The organism is Paenibacillus sp. FSL E2-8871 (genome assembly GCF_038000345.1).
GTDB lineage: Bacteria > Bacillota > Bacilli > Paenibacillales > Paenibacillaceae > Paenibacillus_AQ.
On sequence record NZ_JBBOBV010000001.1, the window covers coordinates 20696 to 42054 of the forward strand.

Consider the following 21359-nt stretch of genomic DNA (forward strand, 5'->3'; position numbering starts at 1 on the left):
TATCCGCGGCTGTATCCTTTTTACTTGGGAGGAGGGTCACTATGAAACTGAAAAAATTGCTGTCACTGAAACAATGGTCTACTATCTTCAGTAGTTCCTGGCGATATGTGATCTCCCCTAAAGTCGCAATAGGGGACAAGCTTTTATTCACAATCCCAGTGATGCTCTATTGGGTGTTGCCGGATTTTATGCCTTTTTTACCGATCGATGATATTGGTGTGACGATGCTTCTTATGGGCTGGTTCGTGTCACGGATGGGACGGAAATACCCGGCACTTCAGGCCGGAAAATGAGGCAGTGAAGTGAGATCTACCTCGGATTGTGTATCTAATTTGTTAATATAGTTGCTTTTAGATATCATTTACCTTTAAAATAGGTAATTGAGTATTTAATTTAAGTACTAGGAGATGGATGATAGATGAAGGTCAAAATTACCCGCAATGCGGCTAAAGTGATAAAGAAACAAATGGAACTTGAAGGAAACAGCGAGTTGAAGCTTCGTGTAGCGATTACGCATGCTCACGGTGATCATGCTCACTACGGACTGGATTTGGACACGCCTAATGAGAATGATGTTGTAGTCTCGACAGATAAAGAAATCGATGTTATTCTTGATCCGAATCAACCGCTCCTTGATGGTGTGGTCGTTGATTATTTATATCTTCCTGAAGAAGGTTTTGTCATTACTAATCCGTCTAAAGGTAATCACGGCGATCACTAAACGTTTCGCCTTAAATTTGGGACATAAAGAAGGGTTGCTCCATGGCTAACGATATACAAGTGTGCGATGAATGTAATTTTATGAAATTGAAGAGTATCATACCCAAACTGCAAAAGATGGCGCCTGATGCAGAGATCAAGGTCGGCTGTAAGTCGTACTGTGGTCCATGTGGCAAACGGGCCTTTGTATATGTTAATGGTCGTTATGTAAGTGCTCCAACAGAGGAAGAAGTGTTGAAGAAGGTAGAAGCTTTTATCAAGCAACCGGCCGTTCAGAAATAATGCAGAGGTCTTATCCATCAACTTAAAAAGCCCTAAACCCGTGTTGATGACGGAGTTTAGGGCTTTTTGTTTTATAAATGAAATTTTTATGGTGCAGATTCTTCCTTTCGGAGCATCTTGATGCCATCGTATTTCATGATATCGTCTGAGATTTGCAGTCGCTGCTTACTTGTCTCGAACCCGGTGCTGCACCCCGCAACGTCAATGGCTTCGCGGCTGTCGAGGCTATAACAGGTGCCACTGTTGAATTGTCCATTTTCACTTGGAAGATAGGAGCGCTTCGCATCGGCAAAGGCACCGGTTCGCAGTGTCACAAGTCGCTCTTTGCCACTGAACAGATTATTACCCATGAGATAATAAGGATCTTGTGAGATCCCAAGCAGATGGAGTAAGGAAGGTGTGAGATCCAATTGACCAGCCGGATTAGAATCAATCACCGAGGTGTTATTACCCGGCAGATGAATGAGTAATGGAACTTGATGCATGATTTGATGCATGTCGAGCTTATTTAAGCTTTTACCAAGAAATTGTTCGTAATAAGAGGTTTCTTGGATCGAGTTATCATGATCTCCATAAAAGGCAAGGATCGTGTTATCCCACAACCCACGCTGCTTCATATCACTCACCAATTCACCTAGAGCTTCATCTGTATAATGAACAGCCTGCAAATAATCTCCGAAGATGGTACCTTTAAACTCCCCGGTATCAAGCCCTTGCTTAGCCGCAGGGAGAGAATATGGGTGATGACTAGATAGTGTAGTCAAAAAAGAGTAAAAGGGCTTCTGGATCGATTCTACAGAATCCATAATATTTAGGGACTGCCGCAGGAATGATTTATCTCCCAATGACCAGCCTAGGGGTTCGTCGATCTTAAAGTCTTTTTTGCTATAAAAATGGTCGTACCCCATCGCCTTATACATAATCTGCCGATTCCAGAAGCTTCCTTCATACGCATGGAAGGCATTGGTGCTATAGCCCTTGGACTTCAAAATGGCAGGTAACGTGTCAAATTGATGATCCGGGTAACGGACAAATACTGAGCCGGAGACCAGCGGATACAGTGAACCATTCGAGGCGAAATCCGCATCGGAGGTTCGTCCTTGTGAGGTCTGATGATAGTAATTACTGAAGTAGGTATTCTCTTTGATTAGAGCGTTCAAATTAGGTGTGACCTCTTGTCCATTGATCGATCGTCCCACTACAAAATTCATAAAAGCTTCGGCCTGAATAACAACGATGTTGCTTCCGCTGTATTTTCCAAAGCTGTCGTTAAGAACACTTTGCTCAGCATTGTGTTCATTGAACCAGAGCTTCATGGAGCTGGCTTCCTTTTGTGAAAGCTCAGGCTGCGGGCCTAAATGATCTTTGGCATACAAGTAAATATCATAACCGTGAAATCCAATGAGTCCAGTAACGTTATACATCGCCAAGCTCCACCAGTTACCAGTGAATAAACCCTTGGCCCACGTAGTGGCGTAAGAGTGGATAGGGCCAAAGGTCAGAATACAGCCTAATACCAATGCAACGACCCCGTTAACGCTCCGTCTTAGTCCTCTCATAAAGCGTGAAGAGGGACGAAAAAGACTTGTGCGAGCATAATAGGAAGGCTGTCCATTATTATAGGCAGGCGTGTTCCGACGGAATAACACTACCCAAATGGTGTAAACCAGAAATATCAGCCAATCCGCGAACAAGTAGAGATCAGAGGGACGGAGTAGTGCAAAGATACTTCCGCCAAGTGCATCCATCTGTCCGGCTTGAAAAAGAACGGGAACGGTGATGAAATCCTGAAAGTAGCGATAGTAGACAATATCAGAATAAATAAGAGATGTCAGGAGCACGTTTATGATTATCAGGGCTATGGTTTGTCCACGTCGAGGGAGCCATAACACCCAAAATGATAACAGCATAACTGAACCGAGAGCAATGAGCTTGTCGAGACGGTTCATATCAATATTAGGGGCATGCAGGCCGCTGTGAAGAAACATTAGCTTAGCGAGCATAAGGACAAGAAAAAGGATGTAACCAATATAACGGGAGCGGACAATAGTGATCATTCTATCCGTTATGGATGAGCTGATCCTACTAAATGGATCTCGTGACACGTTAAAGCCTCCTAGCACAGAAGTTGAGTATGTAAGAAGAAACGGACACCGTCCTCAATCGAGGTAGATGTCCGTTCTTATATTTCTCGCATAAACGCTTACCGTCCTTTTAAGGACGCCGAAGCCGTTCATGCTTGGCGTAATTGTCTTCCGAATTATTTCGGATTTCTAGGTGGAAGTGGACCCAAGTATTGATAATATTGACACTCAATACGTCCGTTATACAACTTGCGACGCTTGTCCGCTTTACGGCCGTAATATTGTTCGAATTCCTTATAAGGACTAATCGCGAAGAATGACCAAGTCGGTAGGTACAGCATCATTTCACCAAACTGGCGAGTCAGCTTCTCCACCTCTTTATCATTACTGATCCGTTCACCATATGGCGGGTTGGTAATGATACAGCCGTATTCGCCTTGGGGTCTTGCTTTGGCGGCAGCCATCACGGTGAAGGTTATTTCTCCGGACAGGCCGGCGCTTTTAGCAGCGGCTTCAGCAATTTCTATAGCAGCAGGATCGATATCCGTGCCGGTTAGCTGCAATGGATAATCATCTCGCACGGCATCGAAAGCTTCTTCGCGAGCTTCCTCCCACAGATACTTAGGGATGACTGGCCAATGTTCTGAAGGGAAGGAACGCCGTAGTCCCGGTGCGATATTCCAAGCGATCATCGCGGCTTCGATCAACAATGTTCCCGAACCACAACATGGATCATATAGCGGACGGTGGCCATTCCAGCGGCTAAGCTGGATTAAAGCGGCTGCCATCGTTTCCTTCAGTGGCGCTTCTGTAGCCTGTCTGCGGTATCCGCGTTTGTGAAGAGCAGGTCCGGTAGTGTCTAGCGTAATAAGCGCGATATCGTTTAACAGAATCACTTCGATCACATATCGAGGTCCGTTCTCTGGGAACCAGTCCGTATGATAGGAGAGCTTCAGCTTCTCGACGATAGCTTTTTTGACAATCCCTTGGGAAGCGGGTACACTCGTTAGTTGTGATTTATGGGATCGTCCTTCAACCGGGAATTCTCCATTCTCGGGAATCCAGTCTTCCCAAGGCAGCGCTTTAACACCCTCAAATAACTCATCGAAGGTTTTAGCGGGGAATTGACCCATTTTTACTAATACGCGGTCGGATGTACGCAGCCATAAATTACAGCGACAGATGTCGATATAATCACCACTGAACAATACACGACCGTTCTCGACCGTGGTCTCATAACCCAGTTCGTTTAATTCGCGCGCTACTACAGCTTCTAATCCCATAGGGGCAGTAGCGATTAATTGTAATTTGCTCAAATACTCTCAACTCCGTTTAACTTGTAGATAAATACAAAAAGCCAGTACAATAAGAAAAGCCAATACCATAAGAAAAGCATCCATACAAGTATAGGGGAATGCGGGACACTTCACAATGCCCGGCATTCCATAAATCATAAAATCTTCCCCGTCATCCCTTCATTCGAGAAAACGGGGGATCATCAAAGGAGAATCTTTATGCTTACCCAAGAAGAATACAGTGAACAACTTTATACCGAGGACGAAATCCTGCTTCAGGTAAAAGAAGCTATCGTCCAAGCGGGTATGCCGGAGGTGTCTGTCGAGCCGGGGTACGGAAGACTACTCACTATGCTTGTTAGATTGTCTCGCTCCACGCGTATTTTGGAGATTGGCGCACTTGGTGGCTACAGCGGGATTTGCTTATCTCGCGGCTTTACTGAAGGTGGCACGCTGACTTCACTAGAGCTGAGGGCCGATTATGCCGAGCTTGCTCGCCGTAATTTAGAACTGGCCGGATTCGGTGATTCTACGGAATATAGAATCGGTCCTGCAATGGACAGCCTGAAGGCACTTGAAGCAGAGGGCGCTAAGTTCGATTTCTTCTTTATCGACGCAGACAAGATTAACTATACCAATTACTTGGAATATGCCATCAAGATGGCTAATCCAGGAGCGATTATTGCTGGTGATAATATCTTTCTCCGCGGACGGACGCTAAATACTGATCGAAATGGACCTGCCATTCTGGCTGTACGGCATTTCAATGAAATGATCGCCACCGATGACCGTCTGATCAGCACTTGTCTGCCAGCCTATGATGGACTGGCGTTGGCTATGGTGAAATAGCAGAAGATTAGCGAAATAGCCGTGGCGGAGTAGCTTTGTATAGCTTAACCCGAACCCATAAGGTGTTTAACAGCAACAAGCTTCCGGAGATGATAAACAGTCCCTCAATACCAATATAACCAGATAGAAAGCCGCCTATGATAGCTCCCAGCATATTGCCCAGTGACAATGTGCTGCCGTTGAAGCCGAATGCGCGGCTTTCTTTCCCGTCAGGGGTATATGACCGGATAAGCGCATTAACGCTGGGCAATAGGCCGCCCATAAAAATCCCCATGAGAAAACGGACAATAATTAGCTGCCACACGCTAGTAACGAATGCTTGCGGAATCAGGAATAGCGAGGCCCCGATTAACGCGTAGGTCAGAATGCGGTGTGCGCCGACTTTATCACTCAGCTTGCCGAGCAAGGGGGAAGCCAGCATGTTGGAGATCCCTGTAACTGCGCTGACCATTCCGGCTAAAAAGGCTATATTCTCAGCAGGCCCATTTAACTTTTCAACGTACAGTGGCAGCAAGGCCATGGGGCTGATCATTGCAAATTGCAGCAAAAAGGTTACACCAAACAGCGCCGGGAGCTGAGGGATTTTGATCAATTCCTTCAAGCCCTCCATTACTGACACCTGTGGCTCCTGTGCGGCTTCTGCACGATCGAATTTCTCTTTAACGAGAAATAATGCCAGCAGAGAGGCGATGAAGAGCAAGGCGCCAACGACATAAAAGATCGGACGAAATCCGATTAAATCAGCAAGAAAACCACCAATAAGTGGTCCAAGGATGGTACCTGCAACAGAACCCGACTGCATCAGCCCCATCGAAAATCCCATACGTGCTTTCGGAGTAGTACCCGAAACGAGTGCGATGGAAGCAGGATTGAAGCCGGAGATTGTACCGTTTAGCAGTCGCAGTAAGAGCAGCTGCATAGGGGATTGTGCGAAGCCCATCAACACCATAACGATAGCCATGCCAAAGCTGGAGCGCAGGAGCATGATTTTACGTCCATATTTGTCAGCAAGTTTTCCCCATAGTGGCTGGAAAATGAAAGAAGTTAAAAAGTTTGCGGCAAAAATAAGGCCCGCCCAAATTCCAATTTCATGCTCACCCTGAACTCCAAGATCCTTAGCAAGATACAAGGTCAGGAACGGTGTAATCATCGTCATTCCGGCATTTACCAAGAATTGTCCGAACCAAAGCACTAAGAGGTTGACCTTCCATGTCTCCCATTTCTTCAAAGTGCTTTCACTTCCTTTCAAAGAATTTCAGAAAATACATGATTCACAGAAAAATAGACATTTTATCAGTATATCATTTTTTTAGCTTCAAAAGTGCAATACATGTCATAGTAATGTCATAGGATTGTCATTCCACGATCTTCGTTTTGCTTGTTACAACCTTTTAAAAAGGGCATAATAGTAAGTATGCCGATCAAGCATAAACGCCATCGGCGTCCTTATTAGGACGGTAAGCGTTTATTTTAAAAAATCTTATAAAATATAATGGAGATCTTATCATGACCTACAACGACACTTTTATCCGCGCCTGCAGAAAGCAGGATACGGAGCACGTTCCCGTATGGTACATGCGGCAGGCCGGCCGTTATGATCCCGAGTACCGTAAAATCAAGGAAAAGTACTCATTGCTTGAAATCTGCAAACAGCCTGAGTTGGCGGCTGAAGTAACCTTGATGCCTGTGCGCAAGCTAGGTGTGGACGCGGCCATTTTGTATTCAGACATTATGAATCCGGTCGCTTCTATCGGTGTGAAATTTGATATCGTCAAAGATATTGGCCCTGTGATCGAGAATCCGATTCGCTCTGCAGCAGATGTCGAGAGACTGAAGCCCATTGATGTTGAAGGCGATCTCGGACATATTTTGGAGACGATTGCAATTCTGGATAAGGAGCTGGACGTGCCCTTGATTACTTTCGCAGGCGCACCGTTTACAATTGCCAGCTATCTGATCGAAGGCAGACCTTCCAAAGGATATATTCGGACTAAAGAGCTAATGTACAGTGAACCCCGTGTCTGGGAAATGTTAATGGACAAGCTCGGCGATATGATTATCGCTTACCTCCGCAGTCACGTGCGTAGTGGTGGAAAAGCGTTTCAATTGTTCGACAGCTGGGTCGGTGCCCTTGCGCCTCGCGATTTTGAAAAGTATGTGTTACCGACGGTTTCTCGTATTTTTTCCGAATTATCCGATCTTGATGTACCGAAAATATACTTTCCTGGCGTAAGCTCTGGCGAATTGCTATCGAGTCTTACGAAGCTTCAAGCGGATGTAATCGGGGTGGACTGGCGTGTGAGCTTGTCCGAAGGTCGCCGCAGAACCGGTGGGAAATTTGCGATTCAAGGCAACCTGGATCCGTATTTACTTACAGCGCCGATGGACGTCTTGAAGGAGCAAGCGAAAGCGTTAATTGATGAAGGGGTACAAGAGCCGGGATATATCTTCAATCTGGGTCACGGCTTATTCCCGGAGGCTTCTTTAGAGAAGCTTAGAGAATTAACGGAATATATTCACGAATATTCACAGGAAGTATTGAAAGAATCAGCCAAACTGCGTTCTTAAAAATAGCCTATTAAATCTATAAGGGGATGGAATCCGTGACAGCAAAAATAGGTGTTCTCGTCATGTCGTATGGCACTCCTAAAAGCTTAGAAGACGTTGAAGCATATTACACTCATATTCGGCGAGGTAATCCGCCGACAGCGGAGCAGCTTAAAGAATTAACAGATCGCTATGAAGCGATCGTCGGGGGTGTATTCCCGCTGCGGGAGAACACAGACCGTCAAGTAGCTGCATTACAGGCAGCATTAAACGCGGATAAAGCTGGGGCGGATGTTGAATTTGTCTGCTATCAGGGTTTGAAGCATGCCTATCCGTTTATTGAGGACGGCGTCGAGGCTATGGCGAAGGACGGCATTACCCAAGCGGTTGGTGTTGTGCTTGCCCCTCACTATTCAAGCATGAGCGTGGGTGGTTACATCAAACGTGCTCAGGAAAAGGCTGATGCATGTAAAATCAACATGGGTTTTGTGGAGAGTTACCATATGCACCCAGTATTGATCGATGTTCTAAGCCGGAGAGTAACTGCGAAAATAGATCAATATATCGAAGCAGGCGCTACTCGCGATGAGATAAGGGTATTATTTAGCGCGCATAGTCTTCCAGAGCGTATTCTAGCTATGGGGGATCCTTATAAAGATCAACTATTGGAGACCTCAAAGGCTATTGCAGATCAAGCGGGGATAACCAATTGGCAGTTTACGTGGCAAAGTGCAGGACGGACTGCTGAACCATGGCTTGGACCAGATATTCTGGATACACTTCAGCAGCTTAGCAAGGAACAGGTAGAGTATGTTCTAGTGGCACCGATCGGGTTCGTATCCGATCATTTAGAAGTGCTGTATGACCTTGATATCGAGGCAACAGCCGTAGCTTCAGAGCTGGATATGCGTCTTATGCGGATTGAATCATTAAACAGCGATCCTGCGTACATGTCCGTATTGAGCGATGTTGTTCGTACAAGACTGAATCAAATGTCGGCCGGTCAGTCATGACTGGTCCCTCTAGGCGAATTGTTATCATAGGCGGTGGGCTGAGTGGACTCAGCGCCGCCTTTTACATTCGTAAGTTTTACAAAGAAGCTGGCGTGAAACCTGATATTGTACTGCTAGAGAAAGACAAGACTCTTGGTGGGAAGATCGAAACATTGCACCGGGATGGATTTGTGATTGAGAAGGGTCCGGATTCTTTTTTAGCTAGCAAAACAGAGATGATTGAATTGGCTAAGGAATTAGAGCTAGATCACGAGCTTGTGAACACAAATCCAAAGGCAGAGAAGACCTATATACTACAGCGTGACAAGCTTCATCCTATGCCTTCCGGTCTTGTGCTTGGAATTCCTACTGAACTAAAGCCATTTCTATCAAGTGCTCTGGTTTCATTCGGTGGCAAAATACGCGCGCTGATGGACTTGATCCTTCCTCCTAAGCGGAGTAATGACGATGAATCCCTCGGACAGCTGATTGAGCGACGTTTAGGTACTGAAGTGATGGAGAATTTGACCGAACCGCTATTAGCCGGTATGTATGCTGGGGATTTACGCAAAGTCAGCCTACAGGCTACCTTTCCGCAATTTGGAGAAGTAGAGCGGCAGTATGGTGGTCTTATTCGTGGAATCATTAAAGAACAGAATTTCTCCAAGACAAATACGAGCACAAAGAACAGCACTTTTCTGACATTTCGAAAAGGACTACAAAGTCTCGTGCATGGCTTGATTCATGAACTGCATGATGTAGAACAGCGAACTGAAGCTGCGGTGGTCTCTATACATGCTACAGGAACTAATGCTTCTCGTTATGAGCTAGAACTGGAAAGTGGCGAACGGCTGCTTGCGGATGAAATATATATCACCACACCAAATTCTTTTGCTGCCGAACTTTTGCGTCCACATGTGGATGTTTCAGCACTCGATGCGGTAAATTATGTATCGGTTGCGAACTTAGTCATGGCCTTCGACAAGAAGGATATCGAAATTGATGATGCTGGAGCAGGTTTTCTTGTGCCACGTAAGGAAGGGCGCAATATTACTGCCTGTACATGGACGTCAACGAAGTGGCCGCATACGAGTCCAGATGATAAAGTACTTATGCGCTGTCATGTAGGCCGTTCCGGAGATGAGCAGAATGTTCAACTTCCAGATGAGGCTCTTACGGAGCTAGTGAGTAAGGATTTACGAGAGATCATGGGCATTACAGCGAAACCTATATTCACGGAAATTACTCGTTCGGAACATTCGATGCCACAGTATCCTGTTGGACATCTTGACAATCTTTCTAAATTCCATAGGGAGCTTGAGACCACACTTCCTGGGATATATGTCTTTGGAGCTGGATATGATGGAGTGGCAATGCCCGATTGTGTTAAGCAGGCTAAGCTTACAGCACAAAGCGCTGCAAAGCGTATATCGAATTAATTGTTCATTTACGGGAGAGTTAGAATTATATAATGAACGGTGAAGCGAAGATTTTTTTGCTTCACCGTTTTTGTTTAAATATTAGATTATACTATTTTAATGGACTCTCGTATTTGGAGGGACAGGTGCTAGGTATGCTATAATAGAACCAATTTGAGAGTAGAGGAGATCATAGAAACAATGTATCCGCCGCGATCGCGTTCTAGACAGAAGAACAAACATAAGAGCAAACGTAAGCGCAGAACGGCCTGGATGTGGGTCAATGCAGGTCTACTTCTGTTGATTATTGTGGCGCTCAGCTATAGTTTTATGGATGACAGATTCAAGGGAAGTTCTGAGCCACCTCCAGTGGCGCAAATGACGGCTTCGCCTACGCCGAATAGTACTGCTCAGGAGACAGCACCTATAGTGACTGCAACGCCTGAAGCCACGGAGTCTCCCATCCCTTCACCAACGGTAACCCCGGAAGCTACACCTACACCAGAGCCAAAGAGAGAAGAAAATGTTGAAACACAGGCGCCTGTACCAACTGAGACCCCTTCGCCAGATGAAGGTAGCTCCCAAGTCGCAGATGGTGGTTCTGTGTCTGGACTTCCATCAGATGACCAGGCTTCTGGCAATACAGTGACCTTGAATTTTGGTGGAGATGTTATTTTTTCGGGGAAAGCCGGGGAATTGCTCGAAAAGAAAGGTTACGACTATTCGTATGCCGCGCTCGATGGAATGTTCAAGAAGGATGATCTTACGATTGTGAATCTGGAGACTCCTGTGACCACGGGTGGGGTTGGCGCCGCTAATAAGCAATACGTATTCAAAGGCTCGCCCAAAGCACTAGATGCTCTTAAAGCAGCCGGAGTGGATGCAGTAAATATGGCGAACAATCACACGCTTGATCAAGGGGAGGAAGGCCTGCGAGACACGCTGAGTCATCTCTCGGAAAGAGGCATTCCTTATGTTGGTGCTGGACTCAATAGTAAAGAAGCATTCTCAGCGCAATATTTTGAGCGTAAAGGGATTAAGATCGCCTTGCTGGGGTTCACACGGGTGATTCCTGCATCTGATTGGATGGCGGGAAAAAATAAACCCGGGCTTGCTTCAGTATATGATAGTAGAGAAGGACTTAAAGCGATTGCTGCAGCTAAACAAAAAGCTGATTTGGTTGTCGTAGTTGTCCATTGGGGTAAAGAACGGGTAGAGCAGTTCGATAATACTCAGCAGACCCTTGGACGTAGCTTTGTCGATGCGGGAGCTGATCTTGTCATTGGTGGTCACCCACATGTATTGCAAGGTGTGGAGCCGTACAAAGGCAAGTGGATCGCCTACAGCACTGGTAATTTTATTTTTACGAGATCAACGGTACCTGCCACTTGGGAAACTGCTGTATTTCAGGCGGAATGTAGTAAAAAAGGTCAATGTTCATTACAGCTGAAGCCTATGACTGCTGAGCTAGCTCAGCCCGTGCCCATGAATCAGGTGAACGGACAGCTTTTGCTGAAAAAAATAGAGTCTTTATCTGCTGGTCGAGTTAAGATCAACAGTGACGGCAAAGTGACTCAAGTTACAAAATAGGGTTCCTGGGAGGTCCTTATGATGAACAATTTATGTGTTGCCCATCGGGGATTTTCCGGTAAAGCTCCGGAGAATACATTAGCAGCGATCCGGATGGCCATTGCCATGCCTTTTGTACACTGGATGGAATTGGATGTCCAGCTCTCGAAGGACGGTGTTCCTGTTGTCATTCATGACTTTACACTGGACCGTACAACCAATGGTCATGGTAAGGTGAAGAATATGGATTGGGAACATATCCGGCGTCTCGATGCGGGTAGCTGGAAAGGGCGTTCTTTTCGGGGAGAGCGGGTGCCTTCCTTGGAAGAGGTGCTCTCATTAGCCTCCGGTAGACTTCGTCTCAATATTGAACTGAAAACAGTGGGCAATATGTATCCTGGCATCGAACAGAAGGTGACGGATCTTATTTCCTCTAAAGGCATGCGGGACGACGTGATTTTGACCTCTTTTGACACAGATGTGTTGAAAAAAATCAAGGAAATAGACCCCCGCTTTCGTACAGGCTTAATTTTTGATTCAAGGTTTGGTAATCCTGCTCGAAGGCTGCATGAACTGGAGTGTTCTCTTTTGTCGATTAGCTTCTCGCGTTTAAATCCTAGATTGGCTAAGGTTTTGACGGAGCAAGGTGTGAAGATTATGGCTTGGACAGTGAACAAAGGAAAAGAGATGCGTCGCTTAGCAGATATGCATTCTGATATAATGATTTGTACAAACCGTCCGGATATATGGGGCGATACATTTTTAAAAGTATAAATAATCCAATTCGATGGGAAAGAGAGCTGATTGTCTGTGTGCGCTGCTGTTAATAATTTGTATTGTGTTGGACGGAACTACAAGCTACATGCGGAGGAATTAGGAAATAATGTCCCCGTAGAGCCACTCATTTTTTTGAAGCCCTCACATGCGGCGGTTTCCCTCGATAAAGCAGTCATTCAGCTTCCAAAGGATTCAGGTCAGGTTCATTATGAAGGAGAACTTGTGCTACGGATCGCGCGTGATTATGTACCGGGTATGAGCGTGGAGGATTTGGTGGATGTTATGGCTCTGGGACTGGATTTCACACTGCGTGATGTGCATAATGATCTGCAGAAGAAAGGTCTGCCTTGGACTCCGGCTAAAGGCTTTAAGAACGCTGCTCCACTCACACCTTACATTGCGTTTCCTGACAAGGAAGAGCTGGAAGGAACGGATTTCACGGTTTTAAAAAATGGTGTTGAAGTTCAGCGAGGTAATGTTAAAAATATGATTTTTTCGCTCCAAAAAATTGTCGATTTTATCGCTGCGCGTTACGGGCTGGGTAAAGATGATGTGATATTCACAGGAACACCAGAAGGTGTAGGCTCTACCGTATCAGGAGATTCGTTTGAATTGTACTGGGGTGACAAGCTGATGGGGACTTGCCTGATCGGCTAAAAACATCTGTTGGAGATGAATCTATGTTATGGATTATCGGCGCCTTTGGCGCTTTGTTAGTTGCGGGGGCGGCTTATAGGAAACAATCCTTAAGCCTTTCCGGCATGCTTGCCGCGGTAGCCATGGGGACCATTTATTTTGGTGCTGGAAATGCCTTTTGGTTTGGAATATTGTTGGTTTTTTTCATCTCTTCAAGCCTGTTGTCTAAGCTTCATCATGATAATAAGGCAGAGCTTGAGCTGGCTTATGCCAAGACAGGTCGCCGAGATGCTGGGCAGGTCTTTGCTAATGGTGGGCTTGGGATGGTTTTCGTTCTATTGAATGCGATTGTTCCGATGGAACATTGGGAATTTTTATTTATCGGCGTTATGGCAACGGTAACCTCTGATACATGGGCTACGGAGATTGGCACACTCAGCAAGAAGCCGCCTCGGTCTGTCCTGACAGGTAAAATACTTCCGGCCGGTGCCTCGGGTGGTGTATCCAGCCTGGGTACGCTGGCCGCCGCCGCAGGAGGTGCACTTATCGGTGCATCTTCATGGCTGCTGCGGATGATATCCGGCATGCCAGATCAATCCTTCTTGTTGCTTACATTGGCAGGACTTACTGGAGGACTTGCGGGTGCGTTCACGGATTCTATTCTAGGGGCAACCGTTCAGCAGATGAATCGTTGCACCATATGCGGACGCGAAGTGGAAAGTACACATCACTGCGGTAAAAAGGTTGAATACGCACGTGGCTGGAAGTGGATGACTAATGATGCAGTCAATGCTATTAGCTCTATCTTCGGAGGGGCTATTGCCTTATTGTGTGGGATTATGTTTTAAAGGAGGAACCGATGAGCAGCACGTCCAATCATAAACATACTGCCATTCTGGATGCCGCATACGAGCTCTTCGGTTCAGGTGGATTTTATGAAACGAAGATGTCGGAAATTGCGGTTCAGGCCGGAATTGCTAAGGGCACCGTTTATTTATACTTCAAGAGTAAAGAAGAATTGTTCATGGCGGTAACGCGCCGGGATTGTGAGGGATTCCTTCAGCAATTACAGGAAAAGCTGAAGGCTAGTGATACTTTGGCAGGTAAACTGTCAATTATCGCCAAACATCATCTTTACTATTATTATGAGCGTAAGCGACACACGAAGCTCTTTTTCCGCGCACCGAACAATAACCCAGAGCTTGTGGCGTATATGACGCTTTTTATGGAAGAATATATGCAGGCAGTGGTGAAGGTATTGCTGGAGGGCGGAGTGTCTGAGCCTGAGCTTATGGCGCAGTCCTACATAGGGATGTTGGATCGACTGAAGATGGATATTTTGTTCGATCCATCTTTTAAGGAAGAAGATGCGTATAAACGCGCTGGTTTCGCTGCGGGTCTTTTTATTAAAGGGGCTATGGATTACTTGAATTTAGGTCAGGATGATAGACCGGTGGAATAGCAGCTTCATGCTGCGACCGGTTTTATGAAAATATAAGGCAAGCGAGGAAATAGCATGAATATTATGACCGTGGAACATCTTTCCAAAAGTTATGGAGAGAAAGTACTTTTTAGTGATGCTTCATTTGGAATGGACGATCGGGATAAAATTGGTTTGATCGGTGTGAATGGAACGGGTAAATCAACGTTTTTACGTATTATTGCCGGTCTGGATACCCCGGATGGTGGGCAAATTGCGATCGGAAATAATGTTCGAGTGCAGTACTTAGCACAGAACCCTCCTTATGAGCCGACAAATACGGTACTGCAACAGGTCTTCGCCGGAGATGATCCAGATCTTGCTACCATGCGTGAGTATATGGAGATCATGTCTCGCCTTGAACAAGAGCCAGGTAATGCAGAACTGGAAGGCAGACTGGTGCGGATTGGGCAGGCTATCGATGCAGCAGGTACTTGGCATTTGGAGAGTGAAGCTAAGAGCGTACTTACTAAGCTGGGTATAGTGAAATTCGATGCGCTGATGGATACGCTGTCTGGTGGTCAACGGAAACGTGTAGCACTTGCGGCTGCCCTGATTACGCCATCTGAGCTTCTTATTCTGGATGAGCCTACGAACCATATTGATACGGACTCCGTGGCTTGGCTAGAGCAATATTTACAGAAACGGCGCGGCGCTCTCTTAATGGTAACGCATGATCGTTACTTCCTGGAGCGTGTCGCAAGTGTCATGCTAGAGCTGGACGGAGGACAGTTATACCGTTATGAGGCCAACTATTCCCGTTTTCTAGAGCTAAAAGCCGACCGTGAAGAGCGTGAAGCCTCTGCGGAGCAAAAGCGTAAGAACCTGCTTCGTACGGAGCTTGCTTGGATTCGTCGTGGAGCTAAAGCTCGATCAACGAAACAAAAGGCAAGAATCGACCGTTTTGAGAAGCTGAAAGAAAGTACAGGAAGCAGTTCGAACGGTTCGCTGGATATTTCGGTGGCATCCACACGTTTGGGTCGCAAAATCATTGAAATCAATGAACTGTCGAAATCGCTAGATGGTCGTCAGTTGATTAAAGATCTGACCTATATTGCTGTACCACAAGATCGCGTAGGTATTGTAGGTCCAAATGGTAGCGGTAAATCAACACTTCTGAATCTAATTGCAGGTAAGCTGCAGCCGGATAAGGGAGAGGTTCAGCTTGGTGCGACGGTTAAGTTGGGTTACTTTACGCAAGAACATCAGGATATGGATGACAGCATGCGAGCTATTGAATATGTGAAGGAAGAAGCGGAAGTCATACGTACAGCTGATGGTAGCGTCATTACCGCAGGCCAAATGCTCGAACGCTTCTTGTTCCCTCCTGCGATGCAATGGACGCCGATTTCCAAACTGTCTGGTGGCGAAAAAAGACGCCTGTATCTGCTTCGTGTATTGATGGGAGCACCAAACGTATTGCTGTTGGATGAGCCTACGAACGACTTGGATATTGGCACGTTGGCTGTTTTAGAAGACTATCTGGATGAATTCCCGGGCGTCGTCTTTACCGTATCCCATGACCGTTATTTCCTGGATCGGACTATAGACAAGCTGATTGCCTTTGAAAATGGAGAAATTCGGCTTCATGTTGGCGATTATACGGAATATGAAGAATGGCTGGCCAATAATGTTCCTTCACGCCATGCAGAATCGAACAAAGATGACGGGAATGCAAAGCGTAAAGAGACTACAGATACAGTCAGTAACACAGCGGCATCATCAGCTTCCAAGACCAAACTCAAATTCAGTTTTAAGGAACAGCGTGAATATGAAGGAATTGACGAGCAGATCGAGCTTGCAGAACAGCGCTTGACTGATATTGGTGCGGAGATGGAAGCAGCGTTTGCTGACTCTGGGAGACTGCAGGAGTTAGTGGAAGAGCAGAGGCTTGCCGAAGCCGAGCTGGAGCGTCTAATGGAGCGCTGGACCTATCTGAATGAGCTTGCAGAGAAAATCGCTGGTAAAGCATAAAACGGATTGTCCAAGTGTGACAATAAGGGAGTGCTCAGTTTGGAGAATCAACTTGTGGAAGCTTTAGCCCTGCGAAACGAAGGTAAAGCTGAAGAAGCCAGAGTGATGCTGTTAGAGCTATATGAGCAGAATAGTAATGATGCAGAACTTCTGTATCAATTAGCTTGGACGCATGATGTGCTCGGTCTGGAACGCGAGGCAGTACCCTATTATGAGAAAAGCTTAACACTAGGCTTATCTTCGGAGCAGAGAGTCGGCGCTCTATTGGGACTGGGTAGCACCTACCGAACACTCGGAGAATATGAGAATTCCAAAGCAATATTGGAGCAGGCCATTCAAGAGTACCCAGAGAATAAGGAATTTCCGGTGTTCCTTGCAATGACCTTGCACAATCTCGGAGATCATAGTCTGGCTATGGGGATGTTACTTAAATTGCTGGCTGAAACCTCAGCGGATGAAGGAATAAGAAGTTATAGTAAGGCCATTTCATATTACTCAGATAAGCTGGAGCAAGTCTGGGATTGAATAAAATCACAAAAAGAAGCGATCTCTAATAGTAGAGTATCGCTTCTTTTTGCTTTATTTCGTTCCGTCCACCGCGATCATTTGCACCACGGCACGAGAGTCGCCAGGTAAGATGATTTCATCAGCATTCATCTGTGAGGAGCCATCACCATCTAGAAAAATACCTTCGAGACCTTCAGCAGGCACGCTCTGTAGGATGGCTGAACGGAACTCTGCCGCCGTCGAGAGTGTTGGCGTAACAATCAGCCACAGCTTGCCATTATCGTCATACAGCATGCCTGAGCGCATTCGTTTCTCATCCGAATAAGGAAGATGTTCTTTCGCTATCACATCTTCCCAGAGATCCTCATCCTGCAGATTCATACTAATGCCGCCTTGCGCAAAATAATGCTGGCGATCCGTAACGTTCAATTCTTCTCCCGATGAGACGACCTGTACGGAAAAGCTACGACTGGCACCATCCCAGACCAGGGTTCCGCGCGCATATTTAGCGTTTAACCAGCCGGAGCCGTACGCCTTTTTAACACCGTTAGTGGGGATATCATTCATGATAGCAATGGATAGAAGTGCATCTCCATAGAAGAAGCCTCCATTAATCCCATAAGCAATCACCTGCTGAAGGGGGGCACCAGCGGCTCTGAGTTTAATATCTTCGGGTGAAAGTGACATCATATAGAGTTGAACATTTTCTGCACTCACGGTCTCTAAATAAGTGTAAGCGTGTGGAAGACCATCAAAGTGATTTTCCTTGTGGCTTCTGGAAAACAGGAACATCGAGATTGCTGATGCTGCTATCATGAGCAGCAGAAGTGAGACTATCAGCCATTGTCTACGTCTCCAGAGCTGCTTTAACTTGCCAGTACTTGCCTCAGTTAGTGCCCACATAAGCAGCGAGAAGCTTAGCAGTGTTTACTACAGCTTGCTTATGTGTACGTTCCATGGAGTGGGAGGCGTGTACGCCTGGGCCGATCAGTGCGGCACGAATATTATTGCCGCCTCGAAGGGCAGCGGAAGCATCGGAGCCGTACATTGGATAGATATCAACGGCATAAGGAATAGCAAGTGCTTCTGCCAGCTCAATCAAACGGCCAGTCATAACATAATCATAAGGGCCGGAAGAATCTTTTGCACAGATGGACACATCGGTTTCTTTACAGCTAAGATCGTCGCCCATGGCGCCCATATCGACTGCGATCATTTCATTAATCTCGCCAGGAATCCAAGCTGTGCCATGTCCCACTTCCTCATAGTTGGAGATGAGGAAAGAAAGGTTGTGGAGCGGTTTCCAACCTTCGCGCTTCATGCTTTCCAGCAGGCCAAGAAGGGCAGCAACGCTCGCTTTGTCATCCAGATGTCGGGATTTAATATACCCGCTAGGTGTAATCACCGCACGTGCATCGAAGGAAATGAAATCACCAACGGAGATGCCTAGCTTAAGTACATCTTCTTTGTTAGATACTAGCTCATCAATCCGTACTTCCATGTTCTCCTCTGAACGTTTGAAATCACGAGCATCTGGATATACGTGAACGGATGGATGGCTGGTTAAGATGGTTCCAGTATAGGTTCTGCCGCTGCGGGTATGGATCACGCAGTATTCATTCTCGATGCTGTGCATAGTGAAGCCACCAACAGAGGTCAGTCGCAGTGTACCATCAGATTTAATAGAGCGAACCATGCCTCCAAGTGTATCCACGTGAGCGCTGATGCCGATAGTACGGGAAGGATCTAGGCCTGGGACGGTTAGAATTACGCCGCCTTTTTCATTCCAGCTTAGCGGTACATTTAATGCTGCCGCTTCTTCGGCAACAAGGTTCATTACTTGTGCTGTGAAGCCGCTGGGGCTCGGTGTATCCAGCAATTTTTTTAGGATTGAGAGTATGTAATCTTCGTTTGGTTGAATAGTAATCATTAGTTAAGTCCTCCTGTTAGGCCATCATTGTCTGTGTTAAAAGAATCTAAAGAAGTGTCGGCATCACGAAGTTTGGTTAGCTCAGCATTTAAGCTTTTAATTTGTTTTTGTAGTTTGTACTGGCGAAAAATACCGTAAGAACCCACGATGATTCCACCAATTAACGCGCAGCCCAGAATAACTAGGATCAGCGGTATATTAACTACATCAAAACCGAAATTGACTTGAACGGGATCCACGTTGATGACTGCAAATATGGCTGTTAGCAGCGCAAAGATTAGACCTGCAATTAAAGACCATTGAATTCTCATTGAATTCTTCCTCCTCAGGGGATATAACAGAATAAAATCCCTTGCCCAAATAGGGCAAGGGATTAATGCAATACTAAGCTCTCTGCCTTATTTGGTCAACTGTTCCATTTGAGCGATAACATCTTCGAAGACACTCATCGCTTCGCGAATCGGCTCAGGAGAAGACATATCAACACCAGCTTTAGACAGAATATTTATGGAGTAGTCACTGCCGCCACTCTTCAGGAAGCCGAGGTAACGATCTACCGCAGGTTTACCTTCTTCAAGAATTTGTTTGGCAAAGCTAGTCGCTGCTGAGAAGCCGGTTGCGTATTTATAAACATAGAAGCTGTTATAGAAATGCGGAATCCGCGCCCATTCCATCTCGATATCCTGATCTACAACCATTTCTTTACCATAGTATTTAACATTCAGGTCATAGTAGATGCTCGAAAGATCTTGTGGAGTAAGCGATTCACCTTCTTCAACACGCTGATGAATGATTTTCTCGAACTCAGCGAACATCGTCTGCCGGAAAATCGTTGTCCGGAACTGATCAGCATAGTAGGTGAGCAAATACATTTTTTCTTTAGGATCTGTAGACTTTTTGAGTAAATAATCCATTAGCAGTGCCTCGTTAGTAGTAGAAGCAACCTCTGCTAGGAAAATCGTATATTGCGCATCCCGATAATTCAGAGCGTTATCCGAAAAATACGAGTGTAATGCATGGCCCATCTCATGTGCCAGTGTAAACATACTGTTTAAATTATCATTATGGTTCAGCAGTACGAAAGGATGCGTACCGTATGGCCCCCAGCTGTAAGCCCCGGACCGTTTATTCTCGTTCTCATACACATCGATCCATCCGTTGTCGTAGCCTTTTTGCAGCACGTTCAGATAATCTTCACCGAGCGGTTTGAGACCCTCTTTAGTGATTTTCTTGGCTTCTTCATAGGTGATATCTAATTTATATTCATCAACAAGCGGTGCAAACAGATCATACATATGTAACTCATCGACACCCAGCAGCTTCTGACGCAGTTTCATATAACGGTGCATCAATGGAAGGCTTTCGTGAATCGTATCAATCAAGTTGGTGTAAACCTCTTTAGGAATGTTATCACCATAGAGTGACATTTCCATTACAGAAGGATATTTGCGAATTCGTGAGTAGAACACATTTTTATTCACATTGGCGCTAAGCGTTGCTGCGATAGTGTTCTTCTGCTTCCGGTAGGTATCGTAGACTGCCTTAAAAGCATTTCGGCGAACCTCACGGTCGTTACTTTCGAGAAACTTGATATAGTTGCCATGAGTCAGCTCAACTTCTTTGCCATCCTCATCTTTGATCTTAGGGAATTTCAGATCCGCATTGTTCAGCATACTGAAAATATTCTGAGGTGCTTGAGCTAAATTTCCGACCTGAGCTAGCAGTGCTTCTTCAGCCTTAGAAAGCACATGGGCTTTTTCACGTTTCATTTCTGTTAAGGTGAATTTATAAGCGGATAGGTTCGGATCAGCGATGAACTGGTCCAACTTCTCAACTGGCAACGCCAGAATTTCTGGGGTTACAAAAGATAAGGCTTCACCTGCTTCAATACCAAGCTTTTTCGCTTTGGAGGACAAAGCTTGAGAGTCAGGATTAGCTGTGTCTTCATCTTGACGCATATGTGCATACACGAAGAGTCGTTCAGTTAGGATGGACAGCTTGTCATCCATTTCAAAACATTTTTTTAGAGCATCCGCGGAATCTAGTGTACCCTGAAAATCCGCAGCTTTTTTGATTAAGGATTTAGCTTCAGCAAATTCTGCATCCCAATCCTTCTGAGAAGCAAACACATCTTCAAGCTTCCAACGATTCTCAGCAGGTACTTCGCTTCTTTTCAATAATTTTTCCATAGAAACCCTCCTAGAATGATGAGATGTAGTAGGCATAATCTCCCTCGGCAATACTGTAGATGATAAATCACCCGGTAGCAAGCTGAGCACAAGTAGAAGAGGGATGGACT

The 21359-nt window shown here is 45.8% G+C and carries 21 protein-coding genes; 14 read left to right on the forward strand and 7 right to left on the reverse strand.

Going from position 1 to position 21359, the window contains the following annotated elements:
• Positions 1–41 precede the first annotated feature (41 nt).
• The 3 genes from NYE25_RS00120 (at position 42) to NYE25_RS00130 (ending at position 1002) form a co-directional block, all read left to right on the forward strand.
• On the forward strand, positions 42–293 hold the full coding sequence (locus NYE25_RS00120) for a hypothetical protein (RefSeq protein WP_341144802.1): 252 nt from the start codon (positions 42–44) through the stop codon (positions 291–293).
• A gap of 125 nt (positions 294–418) precedes the next feature.
• Entirely contained in the window at positions 419–721 is a 303-nt protein-coding gene (locus NYE25_RS00125; protein WP_042126263.1) for a HesB/IscA family protein, read from the forward strand.
• A gap of 41 nt (positions 722–762) precedes the next feature.
• A complete protein-coding gene (locus NYE25_RS00130) occupies positions 763–1002 on the forward strand; it encodes a DUF1450 domain-containing protein (protein ID WP_042126265.1) in 240 nt (79 codons plus the stop codon).
• Positions 1003–1088: 86 nt separating this feature from the next.
• On the opposite strand, the gene NYE25_RS00135 is transcribed toward NYE25_RS00130, so the two are convergent.
• Both NYE25_RS00135 and NYE25_RS00140 read right to left on the reverse strand, forming a co-directional pair.
• On the reverse strand, positions 1089–3059 hold the full coding sequence (locus tag NYE25_RS00135; RefSeq protein ID WP_341147657.1) for an LTA synthase family protein: 1971 nt from the start codon (positions 3057–3059) through the stop codon (positions 1089–1091).
• A gap of 203 nt (positions 3060–3262) precedes the next feature.
• Entirely contained in the window at positions 3263–4402 is a 1140-nt protein-coding gene (locus tag NYE25_RS00140) for a THUMP domain-containing class I SAM-dependent RNA methyltransferase (protein ID WP_076283187.1), read from the reverse strand.
• Positions 4403–4600: 198 nt separating this feature from the next.
• Here NYE25_RS00140 and NYE25_RS00145 point away from each other — a divergent pair, with 198 nt between their 5' ends.
• Complete coding sequence (locus NYE25_RS00145; RefSeq protein ID WP_076283186.1) at positions 4601–5230, forward strand: O-methyltransferase; 630 nt, start codon at positions 4601–4603, stop codon at positions 5228–5230.
• Between the two features lie 7 nt (positions 5231–5237).
• Here NYE25_RS00145 and NYE25_RS00150 read toward each other — a convergent pair whose 3' ends face one another.
• Positions 5238–6458 (reverse strand): MFS transporter, encoded by a 1221-nt coding sequence (locus NYE25_RS00150; RefSeq protein ID WP_076298549.1) that lies wholly within the window; start codon positions 6456–6458, stop codon positions 5238–5240.
• A gap of 278 nt (positions 6459–6736) precedes the next feature.
• Between NYE25_RS00150 and hemE the strand changes: the two genes are divergently transcribed.
• From hemE to NYE25_RS00200, 10 genes are all read left to right on the forward strand, one after another.
• Complete coding sequence (gene hemE / locus NYE25_RS00155) at positions 6737–7798, forward strand: uroporphyrinogen decarboxylase (protein WP_341144803.1); 1062 nt, start codon at positions 6737–6739, stop codon at positions 7796–7798.
• Positions 7799–7833: 35 nt separating this feature from the next.
• Positions 7834–8790 carry a ferrochelatase gene (gene hemH / locus NYE25_RS00160; protein WP_139328657.1) on the forward strand — a complete coding sequence of 319 codons (957 nt, stop codon included), beginning with the start codon at positions 7834–7836 and terminating at the stop codon, positions 8788–8790.
• Positions 8787–10208: a protoporphyrinogen oxidase gene (hemG, locus tag NYE25_RS00165; RefSeq protein WP_341144804.1), complete on the forward strand. Its 1422-nt coding sequence runs from the start codon at positions 8787–8789 to the stop codon at positions 10206–10208. The genes hemH and hemG overlap by 4 nt, the downstream gene beginning before the upstream one ends.
• A gap of 180 nt (positions 10209–10388) precedes the next feature.
• Positions 10389–11777, forward strand: a complete 1389-nt coding sequence (locus NYE25_RS00170) for a CapA family protein (protein ID WP_341144805.1) — start codon at positions 10389–10391, stop codon at positions 11775–11777.
• Positions 11778–11798: 21 nt separating this feature from the next.
• Positions 11799–12530, forward strand: coding sequence for a glycerophosphodiester phosphodiesterase (locus tag NYE25_RS00175; protein WP_445253225.1), 732 nt, complete (start codon positions 11799–11801; stop codon positions 12528–12530).
• 36 nt (positions 12531–12566) lie between these two features.
• Positions 12567–13190, forward strand: a complete 624-nt coding sequence (locus tag NYE25_RS00180; RefSeq protein ID WP_042186808.1) for a fumarylacetoacetate hydrolase family protein — start codon at positions 12567–12569, stop codon at positions 13188–13190.
• A 23-nt stretch (positions 13191–13213) separates the two neighbouring features.
• A complete protein-coding gene (locus tag NYE25_RS00185) occupies positions 13214–14017 on the forward strand; it encodes a DUF92 domain-containing protein (protein WP_341144806.1) in 804 nt (267 codons plus the stop codon).
• 11 nt (positions 14018–14028) lie between these two features.
• Positions 14029–14631: a TetR/AcrR family transcriptional regulator gene (locus tag NYE25_RS00190; protein ID WP_076283179.1), complete on the forward strand. Its 603-nt coding sequence runs from the start codon at positions 14029–14031 to the stop codon at positions 14629–14631.
• Between the two features lie 54 nt (positions 14632–14685).
• Positions 14686–16623, forward strand: a complete 1938-nt coding sequence (locus tag NYE25_RS00195) for an ABC-F family ATP-binding cassette domain-containing protein (RefSeq protein ID WP_341144807.1) — start codon at positions 14686–14688, stop codon at positions 16621–16623.
• A gap of 39 nt (positions 16624–16662) precedes the next feature.
• The gene (locus NYE25_RS00200) at positions 16663–17148 is read left to right on the forward strand and encodes a tetratricopeptide repeat protein (RefSeq protein WP_445667111.1); all 486 of its coding nucleotides are present in this window, start codon (positions 16663–16665) and stop codon (positions 17146–17148) included.
• A gap of 54 nt (positions 17149–17202) precedes the next feature.
• On the opposite strand, the gene NYE25_RS00205 is transcribed toward NYE25_RS00200, so the two are convergent.
• From NYE25_RS00205 to pepF, 4 genes are all read right to left on the reverse strand, one after another.
• The gene (locus tag NYE25_RS00205) at positions 17203–18033 is read right to left on the reverse strand and encodes a hypothetical protein (protein ID WP_341144808.1); all 831 of its coding nucleotides are present in this window, start codon (positions 18031–18033) and stop codon (positions 17203–17205) included.
• A complete protein-coding gene (locus NYE25_RS00210) occupies positions 18017–19057 on the reverse strand; it encodes a M42 family metallopeptidase (protein ID WP_042193612.1) in 1041 nt (346 codons plus the stop codon). The genes NYE25_RS00205 and NYE25_RS00210 overlap by 17 nt, the downstream gene beginning before the upstream one ends.
• A 2-nt stretch (positions 19058–19059) precedes the next feature.
• Positions 19060–19371 carry a LapA family protein gene (locus tag NYE25_RS00215; protein ID WP_042186819.1) on the reverse strand — a complete coding sequence of 104 codons (312 nt, stop codon included), beginning with the start codon at positions 19369–19371 and terminating at the stop codon, positions 19060–19062.
• A gap of 87 nt (positions 19372–19458) precedes the next feature.
• On the reverse strand, positions 19459–21249 hold the full coding sequence (pepF, locus tag NYE25_RS00220) for an oligoendopeptidase F (protein ID WP_042186822.1): 1791 nt from the start codon (positions 21247–21249) through the stop codon (positions 19459–19461).
• Positions 21250–21359: the final 110 nt, after the last annotated feature.

Excerpts from the sequence above, each read along its gene's own strand:
- NYE25_RS00120 (WP_341144802.1), top strand. The coding sequence starts at position 42 with ATGAAACTGAAAAAATTGCTGTCACTGAAACAATGGTCTACTATCTTC.
- NYE25_RS00125 (WP_042126263.1), top strand. The coding sequence starts at position 419 with ATGAAGGTCAAAATTACCCGCAATGCGGCTAAAGTGATAAAGAAACAA.
- NYE25_RS00130 (WP_042126265.1), top strand. The coding sequence starts at position 763 with ATGGCTAACGATATACAAGTGTGCGATGAATGTAATTTTATGAAATTG.
- NYE25_RS00135 (WP_341147657.1), bottom strand. The coding sequence starts at position 3,059 with ATGATCACTATTGTCCGCTCCCGTTATATTGGTTACATCCTTTTTCTT.
- NYE25_RS00145 (WP_076283186.1), top strand. The coding sequence starts at position 4,601 with ATGCTTACCCAAGAAGAATACAGTGAACAACTTTATACCGAGGACGAA.
- hemE (WP_341144803.1), top strand. The coding sequence starts at position 6,737 with ATGACCTACAACGACACTTTTATCCGCGCCTGCAGAAAGCAGGATACG.
- hemG (WP_341144804.1), top strand. The coding sequence starts at position 8,787 with ATGACTGGTCCCTCTAGGCGAATTGTTATCATAGGCGGTGGGCTGAGT.
- NYE25_RS00170 (WP_341144805.1), top strand. The coding sequence starts at position 10,389 with ATGTATCCGCCGCGATCGCGTTCTAGACAGAAGAACAAACATAAGAGC.
- NYE25_RS00175 (WP_445253225.1), top strand. The coding sequence starts at position 11,799 with ATGAACAATTTATGTGTTGCCCATCGGGGATTTTCCGGTAAAGCTCCG.
- NYE25_RS00185 (WP_341144806.1), top strand. The coding sequence starts at position 13,214 with ATGTTATGGATTATCGGCGCCTTTGGCGCTTTGTTAGTTGCGGGGGCG.
- NYE25_RS00190 (WP_076283179.1), top strand. The coding sequence starts at position 14,029 with ATGAGCAGCACGTCCAATCATAAACATACTGCCATTCTGGATGCCGCA.
- NYE25_RS00195 (WP_341144807.1), top strand. The coding sequence starts at position 14,686 with ATGAATATTATGACCGTGGAACATCTTTCCAAAAGTTATGGAGAGAAA.
- NYE25_RS00205 (WP_341144808.1), bottom strand. The coding sequence starts at position 18,033 with ATGTGGGCACTAACTGAGGCAAGTACTGGCAAGTTAAAGCAGCTCTGG.
- NYE25_RS00215 (WP_042186819.1), bottom strand. The coding sequence starts at position 19,371 with ATGAGAATTCAATGGTCTTTAATTGCAGGTCTAATCTTTGCGCTGCTA.
- pepF (WP_042186822.1), bottom strand. The coding sequence starts at position 21,249 with ATGGAAAAATTATTGAAAAGAAGCGAAGTACCTGCTGAGAATCGTTGG.